The 20,215-nt window shown below is 70.0% G+C and carries 18 protein-coding genes; 5 read left to right on the top strand and 13 right to left on the bottom strand.

The annotated features are described in order from the left end of the window. Window positions 1–83 precede the first annotated feature (83 nt). Window positions 84–1,025: a tRNA (adenosine(37)-N6)-dimethylallyltransferase MiaA gene (gene miaA, locus LK409_RS16285; RefSeq protein WP_010929161.1), complete on the bottom strand. Its 942-nt coding sequence runs from the start codon at window positions 1,023–1,025 to the stop codon at window positions 84–86. Further along, window positions 1,022–2,911, bottom strand: coding sequence for a DNA mismatch repair endonuclease MutL (gene mutL, locus LK409_RS16280; RefSeq protein ID WP_010929160.1), 1,890 nt, complete (start codon window positions 2,909–2,911; stop codon window positions 1,022–1,024). The genes miaA and mutL overlap by 4 nt, the downstream gene beginning before the upstream one ends. An 86-nt stretch (window positions 2,912–2,997) precedes the next feature. On the opposite strand from mutL, the gene LK409_RS16275 reads away from it, so the two are divergent. Further along, a complete protein-coding gene (locus LK409_RS16275) occupies window positions 2,998–3,636 on the top strand; it encodes a VTT domain-containing protein (protein ID WP_003814332.1) in 639 nt (212 codons plus the stop codon). Between the two features lie 142 nt (window positions 3,637–3,778). Here LK409_RS16275 and LK409_RS16270 read toward each other — a convergent pair whose 3' ends face one another. Further along, a complete protein-coding gene (locus LK409_RS16270; protein WP_019247543.1) occupies window positions 3,779–5,164 on the bottom strand; it encodes an N-acetylmuramoyl-L-alanine amidase in 1,386 nt (461 codons plus the stop codon). Beyond that, on the bottom strand, window positions 5,095–5,631 hold the full coding sequence (locus tag LK409_RS16265; protein ID WP_003814329.1) for a bifunctional alanine racemase/tRNA (adenosine(37)-N6)-threonylcarbamoyltransferase complex ATPase subunit type 1 TsaE: 537 nt from the start codon (window positions 5,629–5,631) through the stop codon (window positions 5,095–5,097). The genes LK409_RS16270 and LK409_RS16265 overlap by 70 nt, the downstream gene beginning before the upstream one ends. Window positions 5,632–5,782: 151 nt before the next feature. On the opposite strand from LK409_RS16265, the gene fumC reads away from it, so the two are divergent. Next, entirely contained in the window at window positions 5,783–7,174 is a 1,392-nt protein-coding gene (gene fumC, locus LK409_RS16260) for a class II fumarate hydratase (RefSeq protein WP_003814327.1), read from the top strand. 16 nt (window positions 7,175–7,190) lie between these two features. Here the strand turns inward: fumC and LK409_RS16255 are convergent, their stop codons facing one another. Then, window positions 7,191–8,171, bottom strand: coding sequence for an AEC family transporter (locus LK409_RS16255; protein ID WP_003814325.1), 981 nt, complete (start codon window positions 8,169–8,171; stop codon window positions 7,191–7,193). Window positions 8,172–8,306: 135 nt separating this feature from the next. Between LK409_RS16255 and LK409_RS16250 the strand changes: the two genes are divergently transcribed. Further along, entirely contained in the window at window positions 8,307–9,290 is a 984-nt protein-coding gene (locus LK409_RS16250) for a tripartite tricarboxylate transporter substrate binding protein BugE (protein ID WP_010929159.1), read from the top strand. Between the two features lie 64 nt (window positions 9,291–9,354). On the opposite strand, the gene LK409_RS16245 is transcribed toward LK409_RS16250, so the two are convergent. Next, on the bottom strand, window positions 9,355–10,251 hold the full coding sequence (locus tag LK409_RS16245; RefSeq protein ID WP_010929158.1) for a LysR family transcriptional regulator: 897 nt from the start codon (window positions 10,249–10,251) through the stop codon (window positions 9,355–9,357). A gap of 106 nt (window positions 10,252–10,357) precedes the next feature. Here LK409_RS16245 and ggt point away from each other — a divergent pair, with 106 nt between their 5' ends. Continuing rightward, entirely contained in the window at window positions 10,358–12,112 is a 1,755-nt protein-coding gene (ggt, locus tag LK409_RS16240; RefSeq protein ID WP_059565532.1) for a gamma-glutamyltransferase, read from the top strand. Window positions 12,113–12,119: 7 nt separating this feature from the next. Here ggt and LK409_RS16235 read toward each other — a convergent pair whose 3' ends face one another. The 3 genes from LK409_RS16235 to LK409_RS16225 are packed head-to-tail and all read right to left on the bottom strand — an operon-like array spanning window position 12,120 to window position 15,983. Further along, a complete protein-coding gene (locus tag LK409_RS16235) occupies window positions 12,120–13,244 on the bottom strand; it encodes a CaiB/BaiF CoA transferase family protein (RefSeq protein ID WP_010929157.1) in 1,125 nt (374 codons plus the stop codon). A gap of 13 nt (window positions 13,245–13,257) precedes the next feature. Then, window positions 13,258–14,238 (bottom strand): Bug family tripartite tricarboxylate transporter substrate binding protein, encoded by a 981-nt coding sequence (locus LK409_RS16230; protein ID WP_003814318.1) that lies wholly within the window; start codon window positions 14,236–14,238, stop codon window positions 13,258–13,260. 35 nt (window positions 14,239–14,273) lie between these two features. Then, window positions 14,274–15,983 carry an acyl-CoA dehydrogenase family protein gene (locus tag LK409_RS16225; protein ID WP_003814316.1) on the bottom strand — a complete coding sequence of 570 codons (1,710 nt, stop codon included), beginning with the start codon at window positions 15,981–15,983 and terminating at the stop codon, window positions 14,274–14,276. Window positions 15,984–16,092: 109 nt separating this feature from the next. Between LK409_RS16225 and LK409_RS16220 the strand changes: the two genes are divergently transcribed. After that, window positions 16,093–16,995: a LysR substrate-binding domain-containing protein gene (locus LK409_RS16220; protein WP_010929156.1), complete on the top strand. Its 903-nt coding sequence runs from the start codon at window positions 16,093–16,095 to the stop codon at window positions 16,993–16,995. Between the two features lies 1 nt (window position 16,996). On the opposite strand, the gene purU is transcribed toward LK409_RS16220, so the two are convergent. From purU to pdxH, 4 genes are read right to left on the bottom strand one after another with little or no spacing between them, the layout of a single operon-like run. Beyond that, on the bottom strand, window positions 16,997–17,851 hold the full coding sequence (purU, locus tag LK409_RS16215) for a formyltetrahydrofolate deformylase (RefSeq protein WP_003814312.1): 855 nt from the start codon (window positions 17,849–17,851) through the stop codon (window positions 16,997–16,999). 46 nt (window positions 17,852–17,897) lie between these two features. Beyond that, window positions 17,898–19,007: an NAD(P)/FAD-dependent oxidoreductase gene (locus LK409_RS16210; protein WP_010929155.1), complete on the bottom strand. Its 1,110-nt coding sequence runs from the start codon at window positions 19,005–19,007 to the stop codon at window positions 17,898–17,900. A 10-nt stretch (window positions 19,008–19,017) separates the two neighbouring features. Continuing rightward, on the bottom strand, window positions 19,018–19,536 hold the full coding sequence (locus LK409_RS16205) for a flavin reductase family protein (RefSeq protein ID WP_010929154.1): 519 nt from the start codon (window positions 19,534–19,536) through the stop codon (window positions 19,018–19,020). A 29-nt stretch (window positions 19,537–19,565) separates the two neighbouring features. Beyond that, window positions 19,566–20,198 (bottom strand): pyridoxamine 5'-phosphate oxidase, encoded by a 633-nt coding sequence (pdxH, locus tag LK409_RS16200; protein WP_003814302.1) that lies wholly within the window; start codon window positions 20,196–20,198, stop codon window positions 19,566–19,568. Window positions 20,199–20,215 lie beyond the last annotated feature (17 nt).

Genomic DNA, 20,215 nt, shown 5'->3' with positions numbered 1-20,215 from the left:
CGCGGGGACAGATACCGTCTTGGCCGTCAAGCGTTCATGGCGTATGACAGGGTGCCTGTCCCCGCGGGGACAGGCACCCTTGCTCAGTCGGGCAGCGCCCGCGCCATCGCGTCGACGGTGCGCGCCACGGCGTCGCCGGCCAGGCAATCGATGATCACGCGCTCCGGCTGCGCGCGCAGCCAGGTAAGCTGGCGCTTGGCCAGCTGGCGCGTGGCCGCCACGCCTTGTTCGCGCGCGGTATCCAGGTCGATATCGCCATCCAGGTACGACCACATCTGCCGGTAACCGACGCAGCGCACCGACGGCAGCCCCGGGTGCAGGTCCGGTCGCGCGTGCAGGCCGCGTACTTCCTCGACCAGCCCGGCCGCCAGCATGGCGTCGAAACGCTGCGCGATGCGCGCGTGCAGCGCCGCGCGCTCGGAGGGCTCCAGGCTGAGCGTGACGTAGCGGTAGGGCGATGGCGCGTCGCCGCGCCGTTCGCCTTGCAGCAGGGCCGACATGGGTTGGCCGGCCAGGCGGCAGATTTCCAGCGCGCGCTGGATGCGCTGGCTGTCGTTGGGCGACAGGCGCGCCGCGGTGGCGGGGTCCAGCAACGCCAGCTCGGCATGCAGCGCAGGCCAGCCCAGCCGCGCGGCGCGCGCCTCGAGTTCGGCGCGCAGCGCCGGATCGGCCTGCGGCAAATCGTCCAGCCCTTCGCGCAGCGCCTTGTAGTACAGCATGGTGCCGCCGGCCAGCAGCGGAATGCGGCCGCGCGCGTGGATCTCTGCGATCAGCCGCAGCGCGTCGGCGCGAAATTTGGCGGCCGAATACGATTGCGCCGGATCGCGGATATCCAGCAGGTGCTGGGGAACCTGGGCGCGCTCGGCCGCCGACGGCTTGGCGGTGCCGATGTCCATGCCGCGGTAGATGGTGGCCGAATCGACGTTGATGATTTCGAGCGGCCAGCGCTGCGCCAGCGCGAGGGTCGAAGCGCTCTTGCCGGCCGCCGTGGGGCCGGCCAGGCAGATGATGGCGCGCGGGGTCATTGGCCGCGCAGGAACAGTTTGTCGAGGTCGTTGACCGACCATTGCACCCAGGTGGGGCGGCCGTGGTTGCACTGGTCGGCGCGCTCGGTGATTTCCATCTGGCGCAGCAGCGCGTTCATTTCCTCCAGCGTCAGGCGCCGGTTGGCGCGCACCGAGCCATGGCAGGCCATGGTGCTCAGCAGCTCGTTGCGCTGCTCGGTCAGCAGGCGCGACACGCCCACCGCGCCCAGGTCGCGCAGCACGGCGCGCGCCAGGCTTTCGATGTCGCCGCGCGCCAGCAGGGCCGGCACGCTGCGCACCGCGATGGAGGCGGGGCCGGACGGGCGCATCTCGAAACCCAGCTCGTTCAGCTGGGTCTCGTGCTCTTCGACCAGCGCCACGTCCTTCTCGGCGGCGTGGAACACGACCGGCACCAGCAAGTCCTGGCGCGGCAGCGCCCGGTCGTCCAGGGCGCGCTTGAGCTGTTCGTAAACCACCCGCTCGTGCGCGGCGTGCATGTCGACCAGCACCAGCCCGCGCGAGTTCTGCGCCAGGATGTAGATGCCGTGCAGCTGCGCCAGGGCCTGCCCCAGCGGATGCTCGTCGGCCGTCGGCAGCGGCGTGGCGGGGGCGGCGCGCAGTGCCGTGGCGGCCGGCGCCGCATCTCCGGGCAGGGGGCGGTACAGGCTTTGCCAGTCGGTCGCGGGTATGCCGGCGGGTTCGCCGTGCAGGCGGAACGGCACCTGCGTGTGCGGCCGTGCCGGCGACCCTTGGTAGGGCGACTGGCCCGGCGACGGATACGCAGCGGGATAGGGCGCGCGTGGCTCGGCCAGGCCGGGCGCGGCGGCGGCCGGCTCGCCGGCGTAGGCCGCGTCGGGGGCGGCGCCGTCCGGGACGCCGGCCGGCACCGCTTCGGCCCCGCCGGTCTGCGCCAGCGTCTGGCCCACCACCTGCGAAACGAACCGGTGCACCGCGCCGCTGTCGCGAAAGCGCACTTCGTGCTTGGCCGGGTGCACGTTGACGTCGACCGCGCCCGGGTCGATGTCCAGATACAGCACATAGGCGGGTTGCCGGTCGCCGTGCAGCACGTCGGCATAGGCGCTGCGCAAGGCATGGCTGACGGTGCGGTCGCGCACGAAGCGGCCATTGACGTACAGGTACTGGCGGTCGGCGCGCGCCCGCGCGGCGGTGGGCCGCGTCACCATGCCCATCAGGGCGATGGCGCCGGCGGCCGCCTGCACCGGCAGCACATGGTCGACGAATTCGGCGCCCAGCACGTCGCGGATGCGCTGTCCATGGTCGGCCGGCAGCCATTGGCGCTGCGCGCGGTCGTGGTGGAACAGGCGGAAAGCGACTTCGGGATGGGCCAGCGCGATGCGTTCCATGGCGTCGACGCAATGGCCGAATTCGGTGGCTTCCGAGCGCAGGAACTTGCGCCGCGCCGGAACGCGGTCGAACAGCTGGCGTACGTCTATCGTCGTGCCTGGCGGCCCCGAGGCCGGGCTGACCTGCAGGCTGCCGCCGTCGATCTGCCAGGCGTGCTCGGCGCCGCGCGTGCGCGAGATGATGGTGAGGTCGGCCACCGAGGCGATCGACGCCAGGGCCTCGCCGCGAAACCCCATCGAGGCCACCGACTCCAGTTCGTCGAGCGAGCGGATCTTGCTGGTGGCATGGCGCGTGAGCGCCAGCGGCAGTTCCTCGGGCGGGATGCCGCTGCCGTCGTCGGTGACGGCGATGCGGCGGATGCCGCCGCCTTCCAGGCGCACCTCGATGGCGCGCGCGCCGGCGTCGATGGCGTTTTCAAGGATTTCCTTGAGCACCGACGCCGGCCGTTCGATCACCTCGCCGGCGGCGATCTGGCTGATCAACAGGTCGGGCAGGGTAGCAATCGGGCGGCGATCGGACATGGAGGGGCGGCAAACGGAATAGGCAATAATGGCGATTTTAGCCCTACGCTACCGCCCGGCGGCCGGCCTCGTATCCACGGACCCTCATGCTCGACTTCTTCAATATGGTGCTCCACATCGACCAGACCCTAGGCATCTGGGTCGAACAGTATGGCGTGTGGGTGTACCTGGTGCTGTTTCTCATCGTGTTTGCCGAGACCGGGCTGGTGGTGCTGCCGTTCCTGCCCGGCGACTCGCTGCTGTTCATCGCCGGCGCGTTCGGCGCCACCGGCCACATGGACCCGGTGCTGACGGCAGCGCTGCTGATCGTGGCGGCCATCAGTGGCAATACGGTCAACTACACGATAGGGCGCTACATCGGGCCGCGCGTGTTCTCGATGAACCTGCGCTTCCTGGACCGCAATGCGCTGATGCGCACGCACGCGTTCTACGAGAAGCACGGCGGCAAGACCATTGTCATGTCGCGCTTCATTCCCGTGATCCGCACCTTCGCGCCGTTCGTGGCCGGCGTGGCGGACATGCGCCTGGCGCGCTTCCAGCTGTTCAACATCGGCGGCGCGCTGCTGTGGGTGATCAGCCTGGTGGCCGCGGGCTATTTCTTCGGCAACATTCCGCTGGTGCGCGAACACCTGAACACCATCGTGCTGATCGGATTGGGCGCGGCCATCGTGCCCGTGGTGATCGGCGCGCTGGTGCGCCTGCTGCAGGTACGGCGCGGGCAGTGAGAAGCGGGCGCCCGTCCCCGTTGGGGAGGAGCGACACCCGCGGCAAGGGTGCCTGTCCCAGCCGGGACAGGCACCCTGCTGTACGCCATCGACGCTTGACGGTCAAGGCGGTATCTGTCCCTGCCGGGGCAGGCGCTCCGGCTCAGCTCACGTCGCCTACGCGCGCCAGCGGCGGGTTGGCGGTGAAGTAGCGGTCGATGCCGGTCATCATGGCCTGCGCCAGCTTTTCCTGGTGCGCCGCGCTGCGCAGCAGGGCTTCTTCCTTCGGATTGCTGATGAAGGCCGTCTCGACCAGGATGGACGGGATATCGGGCGCCTTCAGTACCGCGAAGCCCGCCTGCTCGACCCGGTTCTTGTGCAGCCGGTTGATCTTCTTGATCTCGTCCAGGAAGGCGCTGCCGACCTTGAGCGAATCGTTGATCTGCGCCGTGGTGGACAGGTCCAGCAGCACCTTGGCCACCTGGCGGTCGTGGCTGCCGAGGTTGACGCCGCCGATCAGGTCGGCCGCGTTCTCCTTGTCGGCCAGCCAGCGCGCCTGCGTGCTGGATGCGCCGCGTTCGGACAGCGCGAACACCGACGAGCCGTTGGCCGTGGGCTTGATGAAGGCGTCGGCGTGGATGGACACGAACAGGTCGGCGCGCACGCGCCGCGCCTTCTGCACGCGCACGTGCAGCGGCACGAAGTAATCGTCGTCGCGCGTCAGATAGGCGCGCATGTACGGCTGGGCGTCGATCAGGGTCTTCAGCCGCCGCGCGATGCGCAGCACCACGTCCTTCTCGCGCAGGCCCGAGCGGCCGATGGCGCCGGGGTCCTCGCCGCCATGTCCGGGATCGAGCGCGATGGTCAGCATGCGCTTGCGGCTGGCCGAGCGGCCGGGCGCGGGAAGCGGCTTGATGGGCGGGGCGGGCAGCGCGGGCGCCGGCTCCTGGCCGCGGGCCAGCGGCGCGGCCGGCTGGTCGGGCGCGGGCTGGTTGCGCGCGATCTCGTCGAGCACGCGCGCCAGCGGGTCGTCGACATCGGGCCCGGACTGCTTGTTCAGGATCGCCATCAGCGGGTCCTGCGCCACCTTCGGGTACAGGTCCAGCACCAGGCGGTACTGGTAGTCGGCCACCGGCTTGAGGGTGAACACCTGGGGCGCCACCGACTGCTTGAGGTCGAATACCAGGCGCACCACGTTGGGCCGGTTCTGCGCCACGCGCAGGCCCTGGATGTACGGGTCGTCGTGCCGCACCTTGGACACGAGGTCGTTGAGGGCGGCATTGACCGACAGGCCTTCGATGTCGACCACCAGGCGGTGGGGGTTCTCCAGCGTGAAGTGTTCCGCCTTGAGCTCGCTGTCGAGCTCGAGCGTGACGCGCGTGTACTCATCGGCCGGCCAGGTGCGCACGGCCAGGATGGTGGCCGCATGCGCCAGGCGGGGAACGACAGGGAGGACGAGCAGGGTCGCGGCGACGCTGATCAGGCGTCGGCGGGCGGCGGCGCGGGGAGAGAGCGCGCCGTGGGCGGGGGGACAATCGCGTTCAACCATGTTTGTCCTCGGGCGGTATGGGCGGTCAGGCTGGCGTCCCGTCCCTGGTCCGCGTAAGCCAGGGAGATCAGCAGGTCCGGAGGGGGCAGCAAGCCTGCCGCGCGCTCCGGCCATTCGATCAAAACTACCGCGTCGTCACGCAGTAAATCTCGGAAACCGGCGTCCAGCCATTCGCGCGAATCGCTAAACCTATAAAAATCAAGGTGATAGAAGTATAAGTTAGAAACTTTATAGGATTCAAGCAGCGCGTAGCTGGGACTCTTGATCCGGCCCTGGATGCCGCATTCACGCAACAGTGCGCGCGTGAAGGCCGTCTTGCCGGCGCCCAGGTCGCCTTGCAGGTGGATCTGTCCCCCCGGCTGGCCGCCGCGCCGCCCGTCGACCAGCGGCGCAAGCTGGCGCGCCAGGTCTTCGGTGGCGGCTTCGTCGGGCAGGTGCAGGCAGAGGGTGGTCGGTGGGGCGGACATGGCGGGTCTCGAGTGGTAAAACGCAAAGCGTGGAGCGGATTATAGGAAGCGTGCTTTCTGCTACGCTTGCCGACAGGATTGATTCTCGTTCACCTGTTGCCGGATGCGTCCGGCAACCCGACCAACTCGCCGCAAACGGAGCTGTACCGCCATGAAAACCCGCACCGAAAAAGACACTTTCGGCCCGATCGAGGTGCCCGAGCAGCACCTGTGGGGCGCGCAGACCCAGCGCTCGCTGCATTTCTTCGCGATCTCGACCGAGAAGATGCCGGTGCCGCTGGTCGCCGCCATGGCGCGCCTGAAGCGCGCCGCCGCCAAGGTCAACGCCGAGCTGGGCGAGCTGGATCCGCAGGTCGCAGACGCCATCATGCGGGCCGCCGATGAGGTGGTCGCCGGCAAGTGGCCCGACGAGTTTCCGCTGTCGGTCTGGCAGACCGGCTCGGGCACGCAGAGCAACATGAACATGAACGAGGTGCTGGCCAACCGCGCCTCCGAGCTGCTGGGCGGCGAGCGCGGCGAAGGCCGCAAGGTGCACCCCAACGACCACGTGAACCGGGGCCAGTCGTCCAACGATACCTTTCCGACCGCCATGCACGTGGCCGCCGCGGTCGAGGTCGAGCACCGCGTGCTGCCCGCCCTGAAGGCGTTGCGCGGCACGCTGGCCGCCAAGAGCGCGGCGTTCTACGACATCGTCAAGATCGGCCGCACCCATTTGCAGGACGCCACCCCGTTGACGCTGGGCCAGGAGATCTCCGGCTACGTGGCGCAGCTGGACCTGGCCGAGCAGCAGATCCGCGCGACGCTGGCCGGCCTGCACCAGCTGGCCATCGGCGGCACGGCGGTGGGCACCGGCCTGAACGCGCATCCGCAGTTCAGCGCCAAGGTATCGGCCGAACTGGCCCATGACACGGGCAGCGCGTTCGTGTCGGCGCCCAACAAGTTCCAGGCGCTGGCTTCGCACGAGGCGCTGCTGTTCGCGCACGGCGCCTTGAAGACGCTGGCCGCCGGCCTGATGAAGATCGCCAACGATGTGCGCTGGCTGGCCAGCGGCCCGCGCTCGGGGCTGGGCGAAATCAGCATTCCCGAGAACGAGCCGGGCAGCTCCATCATGCCGGGCAAGGTCAACCCGACCCAGTGCGAAGCCGTCACGATGCTGGCCGCGCAGGTCATGGGCAACGACGTGGCCATCAATGTCGGCGGGGCCAGCGGCAACTTCGAGCTGAACGTCTTCAAGCCGCTGGTGATCCACAATTTCCTGCAGTCGGTGCGCCTGCTGGCCGACGGCATGGTCAGCTTCGACAAGCACTGCGCGGCCGGCATCGAGCCCAACCGCGAGCGCATCACCGAGCTGGTCGAGCGTTCGCTGATGCTGGTGACTGCGCTCAACCCGCACATCGGCTACGACAAGGCCGCGCAGATCGCCAAGAAGGCGCACAAGGAAAACCTGTCGCTGAAAGAGGCGGCGCTGGCGCTGGGGCACCTGACCGAGGCGCAGTTCGCCGAGTGGGTGGTGCCGGGCGACATGACCAACGCGCGCCGCTAGAGCGGCGCCGGGCGCGTCAGTTGGGCGCGCCCAGCCCCGCGGCCGCGGTCAGCCAGAGCGGGATGGTCGCGGCCGAGGCCAGCGTGCCCAGCGAGATCAGCACCGCGACCATGCGGCCGTCGCCGCCCATGCGCATGGCCAGCACATACGCCGCCGAGGCGGTGGGCAGGGCGGAAAACAGCACCAGCATGCGCGTCTCCAGCGCCGGCAGCCCCAGCGCCCAGGCGATGCCCAGCGCCGCCGACGGCATGGCGGCCAGCTTGACCGCCAGCATCCAGCCGATCAGCCGGCCATGGCCCTTGCCGCCTTCCCAGGCGAGGCTGGCGCCCACGCACATGATGCCCAGCGCCAGGGCGGCCGCGCCCAGCCGCGCCATCACGGTGTCGATGGGCCCGGGCAGGCTCAGCCCGGCGAGGTTGCAGGCCAGGCCCAGCAGGGTCGAGACCAGCAGCGGGTTGCGCGCCAGCTCGCGCAGCAGGCCGTTGCCGCTGTGGCGCGCCAGGCCGTACACGGCGGCGACATTGGCCATGGGCACGGCAAAGCCCACGATCAGCGCCATGATGGTCTGGCCGGGGCCGCCGGCCAGGCTGGCGGCCAGGGCCAGGCCGATATAGGTATTGAAGCGGTAGCCGCATTGCGCCGCCGAGGCCAGCGCCACCGGCGCGGGCCTGAGCACGGGGCCGGCCAGCCAGGCCAGCGCCACGCCGCAGGCCATCAGGGCCGCGGTGGCCTGCAGCAGCTGCATGGCATGGCCGGCGCTGATGGGAGTGCGCAGGATGGACTGGAACAGCAGCGCGGGGAACAGCACGAAATACACCATGCGCTCGGTGCCGGCGAAGAATTCGCGGGAGAATCCCAGTTTGTGGCGCAGGGCCCAGCCCAGGGCGACGAGCATGAAATCGGGCAAAACCAGCAGGGCAACCGACATGGAACCTGGAAGGAAAATTGACAGGAGCGGCGCTTCCGCGTCGCGGCGCAAGCTGCTATTCTCCGACATTCTGGCAGCGCCTTGGCCATAAGCAATCCTTTGAAGGCGCGCGCCAACACTCAAAAAGGCCGCCGCACACCGGTACGCCCACCGCACAGCCGGCCCGTTACGCACGGCGCCGAAATCCCTGGAGGAAACAAACTCATGAATAAAGTACGCACCCTGGTTCAGGCCATTGCCGTGGCCACCGGCCTTGTCGCCGCCGCTGGCGCGCAGGCCGCCGATGCCTATCCCAGCAAGGCCATTCGCGTGATCGTTCCGTTTGCCCCGGGCGGCTCGACCGACATCATCGCCCGCCTGGTGACGCAGCGCATGAGCCAGGAGCTGGGCCAGCCCATGGTGGTGGAAAACAAGGGCGGCGCCGGCGGCGCCATCGGCGCGTCCGAAGCCGCGCGGGCCGAGCCCGACGGCTACACGCTGTCGATCGCCACCGTGTCGACCATGGCCGTCAACCCGGCCTGCCGACCCAAGGACCTGCCGTACGACCCGATCAAGGATTTCCAGCCGGTCACCAACTTCGCCAACACGGCCAACGTCGTGGCGGTCAATCCCAAGTTTCCCGCCAAGGATTTCAAGGGCTTCCTGGAAGAGCTCAAGAAGAACCCCGGCAAGTACTCGTATGGCAGCTTGGGCACCTGCGGCGTGCTGCACCTGATGGGCGAGTCGTTCAAGATGGCCACGGGCACCGATATCGTGCACGTGCCCTACAAGGGTTCGGGCCCGGCCGTGGCCGATGCCGTGGGCGGCCAGATCGAACTGATCTTCGACAACCTGCCGTCGTCCATGCCGCAGATCCAGGCCGGCAAGCTGCGCGCCATGGCCATCGCGTGGCCGACCCGCATCGACGCCATCAAGGACGTCCCCACGTTCGCCGATGCCGGTTTCCCGGTGCTGAACCAGCCGGTGTGGTACGGCCTGCTGGCGCCCAAGGGCACGCCGATGGATGTCGTGAACAAGCTGCGCGATGCCGCCGTGGTGGCCCTGAAGGACCCGAAGGTCATCAAGGCCCTGGACGACCAGGGCTCGGCGCCGTCGGGCAACACGCCCGAAGAGTTCGCCAAGGAAATCAAGGAGCAGTACGACTGGGCGCAGGACGTGGTCAAGAAGCAGAACATCAAGCTGGACTGATGGCTGCCTGACACCGTGCACGCCGAAAGCGCCCCGCGGGGCGCTTTTTTCTTGCGCGCGTTGTTTATTCCGGTTGCGGCGCGGGCTGCGCCTGCAGCACCGAGCAGGCCTGGCGCAGGCGCTCGATGAAGTCGTGGTGCAGGGTCGAGAGCGCGTCCTGGCTGCGGGTCATGACGCTGATGGGCACGCGCAGCGCCGGCTCCAGGCGCCGCAGCGCCATGCCGGGACGCAGCATGGCGCGCGCGGTGATGGCGTCGACCACGGCGTCGCCGCAACCGGCCTCGGCCAGCGCGCAGGCCACGTAGTGGGTCTGTACCTGGATTGCCACGCGGGGGGCCAGCCCTTGCGCGTCCAGCGCCATTTGCAGTAGCGAGCCCGAGGCATCGCGGGCGTCGAGCACGATGAGGGTTTCGCCGCCGAGTTCCTGCAGGCGCGTCGTGCCGGCGCCGGGGCGGCGGCTCAGGTGCACCAGTTCGGTATGGCCCAGGCTGGTGCGCGTCAGGCCGGGGTGGTCGTTGGCGTCGAAGGTAATGGCCAGGTCGAGCTCGTGCGCCAGCAGGCCCTGCACCAGCTCGGCGCTGTGATGGGTGTGGATGTCGAAGGTGATGCCGGGCTGGGCGTCGCGGCTGGCGCGCACCACGCCGGGCAGCAGGCCCAGGCCGAGAGCCGGCGCGCAGCCCAGCCGCAGGTGGCCGTGGGGGCGGTCGCGCAGGCTGGCGGCCAGCCTGCGCACGCTGCCGAGGTCCTGGTTCAGGCGCGCCACCTCGGGCGCCAGGATTTCGGTTTCGCGCGTGGCCACCAGGCGCCCCTTGACCCGCTCGAACAGCTTGAACCCGAGCTGGGCCTCGGCGTGCGCCAGCAGCTTGCTGGCCGCGGGCTGAGAAATATGCAGGGCCGCCGCCTCGGTCAGCGACCCGGTACGGCGGATGGCCTCGAAGATCTCGATGTGGCGCAGGCGCATGGCTCAAACCCGGGATGGAAAATGCGATTCTATGCCGAGGCGGGTTCGCCGCTGCCGGACAGCCTGTTTATCATGTGCCGTTGGACCAGCCTGAGGAGGGGAGACCATGCCATTGCGGACGCTGTTGGCGGCGCTGTGCGCCGCCGCCATTTGCCAGGCGCCGGCCTGGGCGCGCGAGGCGCCGGGCGTGGCGCGCGAGGACGTCAATCCGGAGATCGCCAGCGCGCGCAGCGAGCGCGCGCAAGCGCACGCCCAGCGCTACATGATCGCCACCGCCAACCCGCTGGCCAGCGAGGCCGGCTACCGTATCCTGCGGGCCGGCGGCAGCGCCACCGACGCCATCATCGCCGCGCAACTGGTGCTGAACCTGGTCGAGCCGCAATCCTCGGGCATAGGCGGCGGCGCCTTCATGGTGCACTACGACCGCGGCGCCGGCGAGCTGCGCGTCTACGACAGCCGCGAGACCGCGCCCGCGGCTGCGCGGCCCGACCGCTTCCTGCGCGAGGGCAAGCCGCTGTCGTATGCCGAATCGGTCAACAACGGCCGCGCGGTCGGCACGCCGGGCCTGTTGCGCGGCCTGGAGCTGGCGCATCGCCAGCACGGCAAGCTGCCATGGCAGGCCCTGTTCGAGCCGGCCATCGCGATGGCCGAGCAGGGGTTCGCCGTGTCGCCGCGCCTGCACGAGTCCATCGCCGGCGACAAGGCGCTGGCGGCGCAGCCCGCGGCGGCGCGCTACTTCTACGGCCCCGACGGGCAGGCCTGGCCGGTCGGCCACCGGCTGCGGAATCCCGAGTTCGCGGCCACGCTGCGCAGCATCGCGCGCGAGGGGGCCGATGCCTTCTACCGCGGGCCGATCGCGCGCGACATCGTGGCGGCGGTGCGTGCCCATCCCACGCCGGGCGACCTGGCCGAGGCCGACTTGGCCGGCTACCGGGCCGTGGTGCGCGAGCCTGTGTGTGGCCTGTACCGGGGCTACCGCCTGTGCGGCGCGCCGCCGCCGAGCAGCGGCCCGCTGGCGGTGCTGCAGATGCTGGGCGAACTGGAACAGTACCCGCTGGCGCGCATGCGTCCCGGCAGTGTCGAGGCCGTGCATTATTTTTCCGAGGCCGGGCGGCTGGCCTTCGCCGACCGAGACTTCTACGTGGCCGATCCGGCCTTTGTCGATGTTCCGGTGCGGGCGCTGCTCGATCCCGCCTACCTGCGCCAGCGCGGCGCGCTGATCCGCCCCGGCCGCAGCATGAAGACGGCCCTGCCGGGCGATCCGCAGGGGCTGCTGGCCGAACGCGCGCGCGACGACGCCATCGAGGTGCCCTCGACCAGCCACCTGGTGGCGGTGGATGCCGCGGGCAACGTGGTTTCCATGACGTCCACCATCGAGGCCGCGTTCGGCAGCAAGATCTTCGTGCGCGGTTTCCTGCTCAACAACGAGATGACGGACTTCTCGTCCTCCTACCGCGATCCGGAAGGGCGGCTGGTCGCCAACCGGGTCGAGCCGGGCAAGCGGCCGCGCAGCTCGATGGCGCCCATGATCGTGTTTCGCGCCGGCAAGCCCGTGCTGGCGCTGGGTTCGCCCGGCGGCAGCGCCATCATCAACTACGTGGCCAAGACGCTGGTCGGCGTGCTCGATTGGAAGCTGGACGTGCAGCAGGCGATCGCGCTGCCCAACCTGGGCAGCCGCAACAAGGAAACCGAGCTCGAGCGCGGCACGGCGCTGGAAGCGCTGGCCCCGGCGCTGCGGCGCATGGGCCATGAGGTGCGCATCACCGATTTTCCCAGCGGAATCCAGGGCATCGTGATCGGGCCGCACGGCCTGGCCGGCGGCGCCGATCCGCGCCGCGAAGGCCTGGCGCTGGGCGACTGAGGGCGGTTCAGGCCCCGGCCGGTTCCTGCAAGGTCGGCGGCACGCTGCGCAGGCGCGCGGGGGTGCGCGACAGCTTGATGGGCGAGGCGATGCCCCGGTAGTCGCCGGCTTCCAGCAGCATGCCGCGGTGGCGGGCGTGCGGATGGTCGAGCGCCTGCGCCACGTCCAGCACGGCCGCGGCCGGCACGCCCAGCCGCAGCAGGCGCTCGGCCAGCGAGGCCGCTTCGTGCGGCCGCAGCAGTTCGGTCAGCGCGGCGCACAGGGCGTCGCGATGCGCCAGGCGCTCGGCGTTGCTGGCAAAGCGCGCGTCCTGCGCCAGTTGCGGGGCGCCCAGCGCGTCGGCCAGCGCCGCGAACTGGCGGTTGTTGCCCACCGCCAGGAAGATCGGCCCGGCGCCGGTGGGCAGGGTTTCATACGGCGCGATGTTCGGATGCGCGTTGCCGGTGCGCGTGGGCACCCGGCCGCTGTAGAAGTAGTTCGGCGCGTGCGGATGCAGCAGCGACAGCGCGCAGTCGTACAGCGTGATGTCCAGGAACTGGCCCAGGCCGCTGCGCTGGCGCTCCTGCAGGGCCAGCAGCACGGCGACGGCCGCGTTCAGGCCGGTCACCATGTCCACGACCGGCAGGCCCACCCGCGTGGCCGGGCCGTCGGCCTCGCCGTTGACGCTCATCAGCCCGCACATGGCCTGGGCGCAGGCGTCGTAGCCCGGCAGGCCGCCCAGCGGGCCGTCGGCGCCGAAGCCGCTGACGCGGCAATGCACCAGGCGCGGAAAGGCCTGGCTCAGCGTGTCGTAGCCCAGCCCCCACTTCTCCAGCGTGCCGGGCTTGAAATTCTCCACCAGCACGTCGGCGTCGGCCAGCAGGCCGCGCAGCAGCTCCTGGCCGGCAGGCTGCGACAGGTCCAGCGCCATGCCACGCTTGTTGCGGTTGACGCCGATGAAGTAGGAGGCGGTCTGGCCGGAGAACGGCGGCCCCCAGCCGCGCGTCTCGTCGCCGCCGGGCGGTTCGATCTTCAGCACGTCGGCGCCGTGGTCGGCGAGGATCTGGGTGCAGTACGGGCCGCCCAGCACGCGCGACAGGTCGATGACGCGGCAGCCTTGCAGGGCGCCGGGGGGCAATGCGGCAACAGCCATGGTGGATACGCCTTTAGTCCAGGGAAATCTGCGCGGCGCGGATCAGCTCGCCCCACTTGTCGACTTCCTCGTTGATGAAGCCGGCCAGGGCCTGCGGCGTGCGCTCGGGCGCCGGCACGATGCCTTGCTTGCGCAGCGTGTCGCGCACTTCGGGCGCGTCCAGCGCGGCGATGAAGGCGGCGTTCAGTTTCTGCACGATGGCGTCGGGCGTGCCCTTGGGCGCCACGATGCCGAAGAATACGCTGACGTCGTAGCCGGCCAGCCCCTGTTCGGCAATCGTGGGCAGCTCGGGCAGGGCCTGCGAGCGCTGCGCGCTGGCCAGGCCGATGGCCTTCAGCTTGCCGGCCTGTATGTGCGGCAACGCGGTAAGGATGTCGGTGAACGACATCGAAACCTGCCCGCCCAGCAGGTCGTTCAGGGCCGGGCCGGTGCCCTTGTAGGGCACGTGCAGGATGCGCGTGCCGGCCATGCGGTTGAACAGCACGCCGGCCAGGTGCGAGGAGGCGCCGTTGCCCGAGGACGCGTAGCTCAGCTTGTCGGGATTGGCCTTGGCGTAGGCGATCAGTTCCTGCACGTTGTTGGCCGGCACCGAGGGATGCACCACCAGGATGTTGGGCAGGTGGCCGATGCGCACGATGGGCGCGAAGCTGGTGCGCGGGTCGTAGTTCTGTTTCTTGTACAGGCTGATGTTGATGGCCAGCGGGCCCGAGGTGCCGAACAGCAGCGTATAGCCGTCGGGCTTGGCGTGGGCCACCAGTTCGGCGCCGATATTGCCGCCCGCGCCGCCGCGGTTTTCCACCACCACGGTCTGGTCGAGTTGCGTTTTCAGGCCTTCGGCCAGCCGGCGCGCCATGGCGTCGGTGGGGCCGCCGGGCGGGAAGGGAACGACCAGGGTGACCGGCCGGTCGGGGTAGTCGGCCAGCGCCGGCGCGGCGGCGCCGCCCAGCAAGGCCAGGCCGGCGGCCAGGACGAGGCTGCGAATCAGCTGTTGCATGGTATGTCTCCGTCGTTGTTATGTGGGAACCGCCGCTACAGCGCGGTCTGCAGCACGGCGCGGCACGCCGCGTCGTCGTCGGCGGGCAGCGCGCAAGGGTCGCGGGGAGCGAGCCGGTGGCGCAGCGCCAGGTCGGCCAGCGCGGCGCGCGAGGCCAGTCGGGGATCGCGCGCCGCTTCCCAGCGCAGCGCGGCGATGGCGACGACGTGGTACAGGGCCGAGGCCGCCTGGCGCGCCAGGTCGTCGCGTTCATGGGCGGCCGCGTGCGCGGCCAGCGCATAGGCGCCGTCGAAGGCGCGCGCCTGGATCGGCGCCAGCTCGGGCGGGCACGGCGCGCCGGCGGCCAGCAAGGCCTGCACATGGCGCTGCAGCGCCGGCAGGGCGTCGGCCTTGCGGATGGCGCGCAGTACGTCCAGCGCCACGATGTTGCTGGTGCCTTCCCAGATCGAGCCGAGATGCGCATCGCGCATCAGGCGCGGCTCGACCCATTCTTCGATATAGCCGCAGCCGCCGCGGACCTCCATCGCGTCGCCGGTCACCTGGCGCGCGTCGCGGCAGGCGCGGAACTTGATCAGCGGCGTGAGGATGCGCGGCAGCGCCGCCTCGCCCTCGCCGCGGTCGGCGGCGGCCAGCGCCTGGGCGGTCTGGAACATGACGCTGCGCGCCTGCTCGGCGCGCATGGCCATCTTGGCCAGTTGCCGGCGCATCAGCGGCATGTCGATCAGGCGCTTGCCGAAGGCGCGCCGCTGCTGGGCGAAGAACACCGCCTCGGTCAGCGCGCGGCGCATCAGGCCGGCGGCGCGCATGCCGTTGGACAGGCGCGAGTTGTTGATCATGTCGGCCATGTGCTTGAATCCCTGGCCGCGCTGGCCGACCAGCCATGCCAGCGCGCCTTCCAGGCGGATCTCGCCGCTGGCCATCGAGCGCGTGCCCAGCTTGTCCTTCAGGCGCAGGATGCGGTAGTGGTTGGGGCTGCCGTCGGGCAGGCGGCGCGGCAGCAGGAACAGCGACACGCCGCGCAGGCCTGCGTCCGGCTCGCTGCGCGCCAGCACCATGGCAAAGCCGGCATCCGGGTTGGAGCAGAACCACTTGTCGCCATGCAGCGCCCAGCGCCCGTCGGCCTGCGCCTGGGCGGTCACCGTGGTGGCGCTGACGTCCGAGCCGGCGCCTTGTTCGGTCATGAACATGGCGCCTTGCTGCAGCTGGTCGAAATCCTGCGTGATGACTTGCGGCAAGACCTGTTCCACCAGCGCGGGGTCGCCGAACTTGCGCAGCGTGCGCGCCAGCGAGTCCGTCATGCTGACCGGGCAGCACAGGCCGAATTCGGCCTGCACGAACAGATGGCTGAGCGCGTACTTGGCCGCGGCGGGCATGGGGTCCGGCCAGCCGAGCACGCCGCCGCGATGCGACAGGGCCGCCAGGCCGAACTCGCTGTAGGCCAGGCGCTCCAGCTCCACATAGGCGGGATGCTTGTCGATGCGCGATTCGTCCGTGCCGGTGCGGTGCCGCACCGACAGCGTGGGCGGGTGGCGGTCGGCCGTCATGGCCAGTTCGTCCATGCGGCCGCCGGCCAGCGCGCCCAGGCGATCCAGGTGCGGCAACAGGTGGTCGCAGAGATCGGCGGGCAGGTAGCAGCGCGCCAGGCCGGCCGCATACGGATCGGCGCGGAACAGGTTCAGGCCGCGCGCGTCGGGCACCGGGCTGGCCGCCGTGGCGGACGTGTCGGTGGAGGAAAGCGTATCCATGGTGTCTCCCTTGCCGGATTCTTTGCCGCCATGGTCGCCCGTTCGATATATCTATACAAATACCGTTTTGGTGTAGAACAATACAATTAAAGTATGGATAGGAGGAGGCATGGACCTGGAGCCCCGTTTGCTGCGCTATTTCATCGCCGTGGCGCAGGAGCGCAATTTCAGCCGCGCCGCCCAGCGCCTGCATATCTCGCAGCCGCCGCTGAGCTACGCCATCCGCCAGCTGGAAACCCAGCTGGGCGCGCGCCTGTTCGAGCGTTCCAGCCGCCATGTGGCGCTGACCGACGCCGGCCGCGTGCTCTATGGCGAAGCGCTGTCGCTGCTGCGCCAGGGCGAGGAGGTGGGGCGGCTGGTGCGGCACGCCGAGGCCGGGCTGCAAGGCCGCCTACGCATCGGCTTCGTGGGGTCCATGCTGTACCGGGGCCTGCCCGACCTGCTGGCGGCCTTGCGCGCCGAACTGCCCGATGTGGAGCAGGTGCTGGCCGAGCGCAATTCGCACGACCAGCTCGAGGCGCTACGGCGCGGCGAGCTCGACCTGGGTTTCATCCATGCCAATCCGCCGCCCGAGGGTGTGAGCGCGCGCGACCTGGTGGCCGAGCCGTTCGTCGTCTGCCTGCCCGACACGCACCGCCTGGCAGGCCAGCGTTCGCTGCGCCTGGCCGACCTGGCCGGGGAGGATTTCGTGTTCTTCGCGCAGGCCGCCTCGCCCAGCTATTACGAGACGGTGTTGTCGCTGTGCGTGGCGGCCGGCTTTCACCCGGCGGTGCGCCACGAGGTGCGGCATTGGCTCAGCGTCGCGGCGCTGGTGGCCAGCGGGTTGGGGGTGTCCATCGTGCCGGCGTGCCTGGCGCGGGCCGGGCTGGCCGGCACCTGCTATGTGGCGTTCGAGCACCAGGCGCGCTCGGTGTGCCAGATCGCCTGGCCCAGCCTGGCGCCCACGTCCCTGCAGGCAACGGCCTTGCAGGCGGCCTTGCGCCATTTCGCGCCGCCGCCCGTGCGCGCCTAGTTCAGCGGAACACGACGGTCTTGCTGCGGTTGAGCAGGATGCGGTGCTCGACGTGGCTGCGTACCGCGCGCGACAGCACCAGCGATTCGATGTCGCTGCCCACCTGGGTCAGGTCGGCGGCCGTCATGGTGTGGTCCACGCGCTCGATGTCCTGCTCGATGATGGGGCCTTCGTCCAGGTCGGAGGTCACGTAGTGCGCGGTGGCGCCGATGATCTTGACGCCGCGCGCGTGCGCCTGGTGATAGGGGCGCGCGCCCTTGAAGCTGGGCAGGAAGCTGTGGTGGATGTTGATGGCGCGCCCGGCCAGCGCCTGGCACATGTCGGCCGACAGGATCTGCATGTAGCGCGCCAGCACCACCAGGTCGATCTGCTCGCGTTCCACCAGCTCCAGCACCTGGCGCTCCTGCGCGGCCTTGGTGTCGGGCGTGACGGGCATATGGTGGAACGGGATGCCGTATGACGCCGCCAGGCTGGCATAGTCGTTGTGGTTGGACACGATGGCGGCCACTTCGGCGCGCAGCTGGCCGCTGCTGACGCGAAACAGCAGGTCGTTCAGGCAGTGGCCCTGCTTGCTCACCATGATGAGCAGGCGTGCCTTGCGATGCGCGTCGTGGATCTGCCATTGCATGTCGTAGCCGTTGGCCAGCGCCGCGAACTGCTCGCGCAGCGCGCTTTCGGCCGCTGCGCGCGGCAGGTCGAAGTGCACGCGCAGGAAGAAGCGCCCCGTCTCTTCGTCGCCGAACTGCTGCGAATCCCGGATGTTGCACCCCAGTTCGAACAGCAGGCCGCTGACGCGGAACACGATGCCGGTGCGGTCGGGGCAGGACAGGGTCAGGATGTAGTCGTTGTGCTGCATGGTCGGAGAATATGGGGCAGGGGTTGGTACGGGCCGGCCGGCGCGCTCAGGCGGCCAGGCGGGCCAGGGTTTCTTCGGCGATGGCCAGGCTGGCCGTCAGCCCGGGCGATTTGATGCCGTACAGGTTGACCAGGCCGGCCACGCCATGGCTGGCGGGGCCGGCGATGGCGAAGTCGGCGGCCGGTTCGTGCGGGCCGGAGATCTTCGGGCGGATGCCAGTGTAGCCGGGCGCCAGCGCGCCGTCGGGCAGGGCCGGCCAGTAGCTGCGTACGGCGGCGTAGAAGACGTCGGCGCGGCGCGGGTCCAACGTGTAGTCTTCGGTGGTTATCCACTCGGTATCGGGACCGAATTTGGCCTGTCCGCCCAGCTCCAGCGTCAGGTGCACCCCCAGCCCGGCATGCTGGGGGACGGGGTAGATGAGGCGCGAGAACGGCGCCCGGCCGGCCAGCGTGAAATAGCTGCCCTTGCACAGGTATTCGGGCGGAATGCTGTCCTGCGGTATGCCCTCGATGCGGCGCGCCAGGCCGGGGGCGTGCAGGCCCGCGGCATTGATCAGCACCCGGCAGCTCAGCGTCATGGGCTCGGCGCCGCCGAAATCCAGCTCGAAGCCGCCCTCGGGGCGCACTCGGCCGGCTATCAGCGGAGTATGGAAAACCAATTGCGCGCCGTCGTTCTCGGCGTCGCCCTGATAGGCCAGCATCAGCGCGTGGCTGTCGACGATGCCCGTGGACGGCGATACCAGGGCCGCCGTACAGTGCAGCGCCGGCTCCAGCCGGCGCGCGGCGGCGCCGTCGATGTGCTGCAGGTCGTCGACGCCGTTGGCGCCGGCGCGCCGCGCGATGCTGTCGAGCTGGCTGGCTTCCGCGTCGGAGGTGGCGACGATCAGCTTGCCCAGCCGCTGGTGCGGCACGCCGCGCGCGGCGCAGTATTCGTACAGCAGGTGCTTGCCGCGCACGCACAGGCGCGCCTTGAGGCTGTCGGCCGGATAGTAGATGCCGGCGTGGATGACTTCCGAATTGCGCGAACTGGTGCCGGTGCCGATGCCCTCGGCCGCTTCGGCCACCAGGACCTCATGGCCGCCGGCGGCCAGGGCGCGCGCGATGGCCAGGCCGACCACGCCGGCGCCGATGACGATGCAATCGATGTCGGTGCTCATGGAGATTCTCTCAGCTGGAAGCGCCGCCATGCGGCGGCGTGAGATCGAAGCTGCCCGCGTGGAACACCAGCGGCGGCACGCCGCTGTGCCCGCAGTGCTCGACCTGCCCGACCATGATGATGTGGTCGCCTTCTTCGTAGCGGCTGCGGTTGCGGCACTCGAACCAGGCGGCGCAGCCTTCGCCCAGCATGGGCGTGCCGGCCGGCGCCTGCGCCAGCGTCAGCCCGGCGAAGCGCTCGGGCGTCTTGCCGGTGGCGAAGCGGCGCGCCAGCGCGATCTGGCTGGCCGAGAGCACGTTGACCACATAGCGCTGGCAGCGCTCGAAGGCCGCCAGCGAGGACGAGGTGCGCGCCAGGCTCCACAGGATCAGCGGCGGGTTGAGCGACACCGAGTTGAACGAGCTGACGGTCAGCCCGACAGGCTGGCCGTCCGGCCCGGCCGTGGTGACGACCGTGACGCCGGTGGCGAAACGGCCCAGCGCGGTGCGGAAGAAGGCGGCGTCAAAGGCGGGGGGGAAAGCTGCGGACATTCAGGCGGCGATGGCGGCAAAAGGGCGCGTCAGGGCGAGAGGCGATCGATGGTCCAGCCCTGTTTGCCGTCGGGCTCGTAGCGCAGCCGGTCATGCAGGCGCGACGGGCGGCCCTGCCAGAATTCGAAGCGGTTCGGCTTGAGGCGGTAGCCGCCCCAGTGCGGCGGACGCGGCGGATGCTCGCCGTAGCGGTCGCGGAACTCGCGCTCGCGCGCTTCCAGCTCGTCGCGGGTAATGGGCTGGCTCTGGCGCGAAGCCCAGGCGCCCAGGCGCGAGCCGAGCGGGCGGCTGTGGAAGTATTCGTCCGATTCGGCCGCGCTGACTTTCTCGATCACGCCTTCGATGCGCACCTGGCGCTCCAGCGGCTGCCAGAAGAACAGCAGGCTGGCGCGCGGGTTGGCGTCCAGGTCCAGGCCCTTGCGCGATTCGTAATTGGTGAAAAACACGAAGCCGGCGTCGTCGTAGCCCTTGATCAGCACGATGCGGGCGCTGGGCTGGCCCTCGGCGTTGACCGTGGCCAGGGTCATGGCGTTGGGTTCGGGCACCCGGGCCGCGACGGCTTCGTCGAACCAGCGCGCGAACTGCTGGAACGGCGAGGCGGCGGCCTGCTCTTCGACGAGAACGCCTTTTTCGTAACTCTGGCGCAGATCGGACACGGACATGGCTGTTGCGGAACCGG

It is taken from the genome of Bordetella parapertussis (assembly GCF_020735925.1).
Lineage (GTDB): Bacteria > Pseudomonadota > Gammaproteobacteria > Burkholderiales > Burkholderiaceae_B > Bordetella > Bordetella pertussis.
The sequence above is the reverse complement of the archived record's forward strand: the minus strand, read 5'-3'. Positions and strand labels throughout refer to the sequence as shown.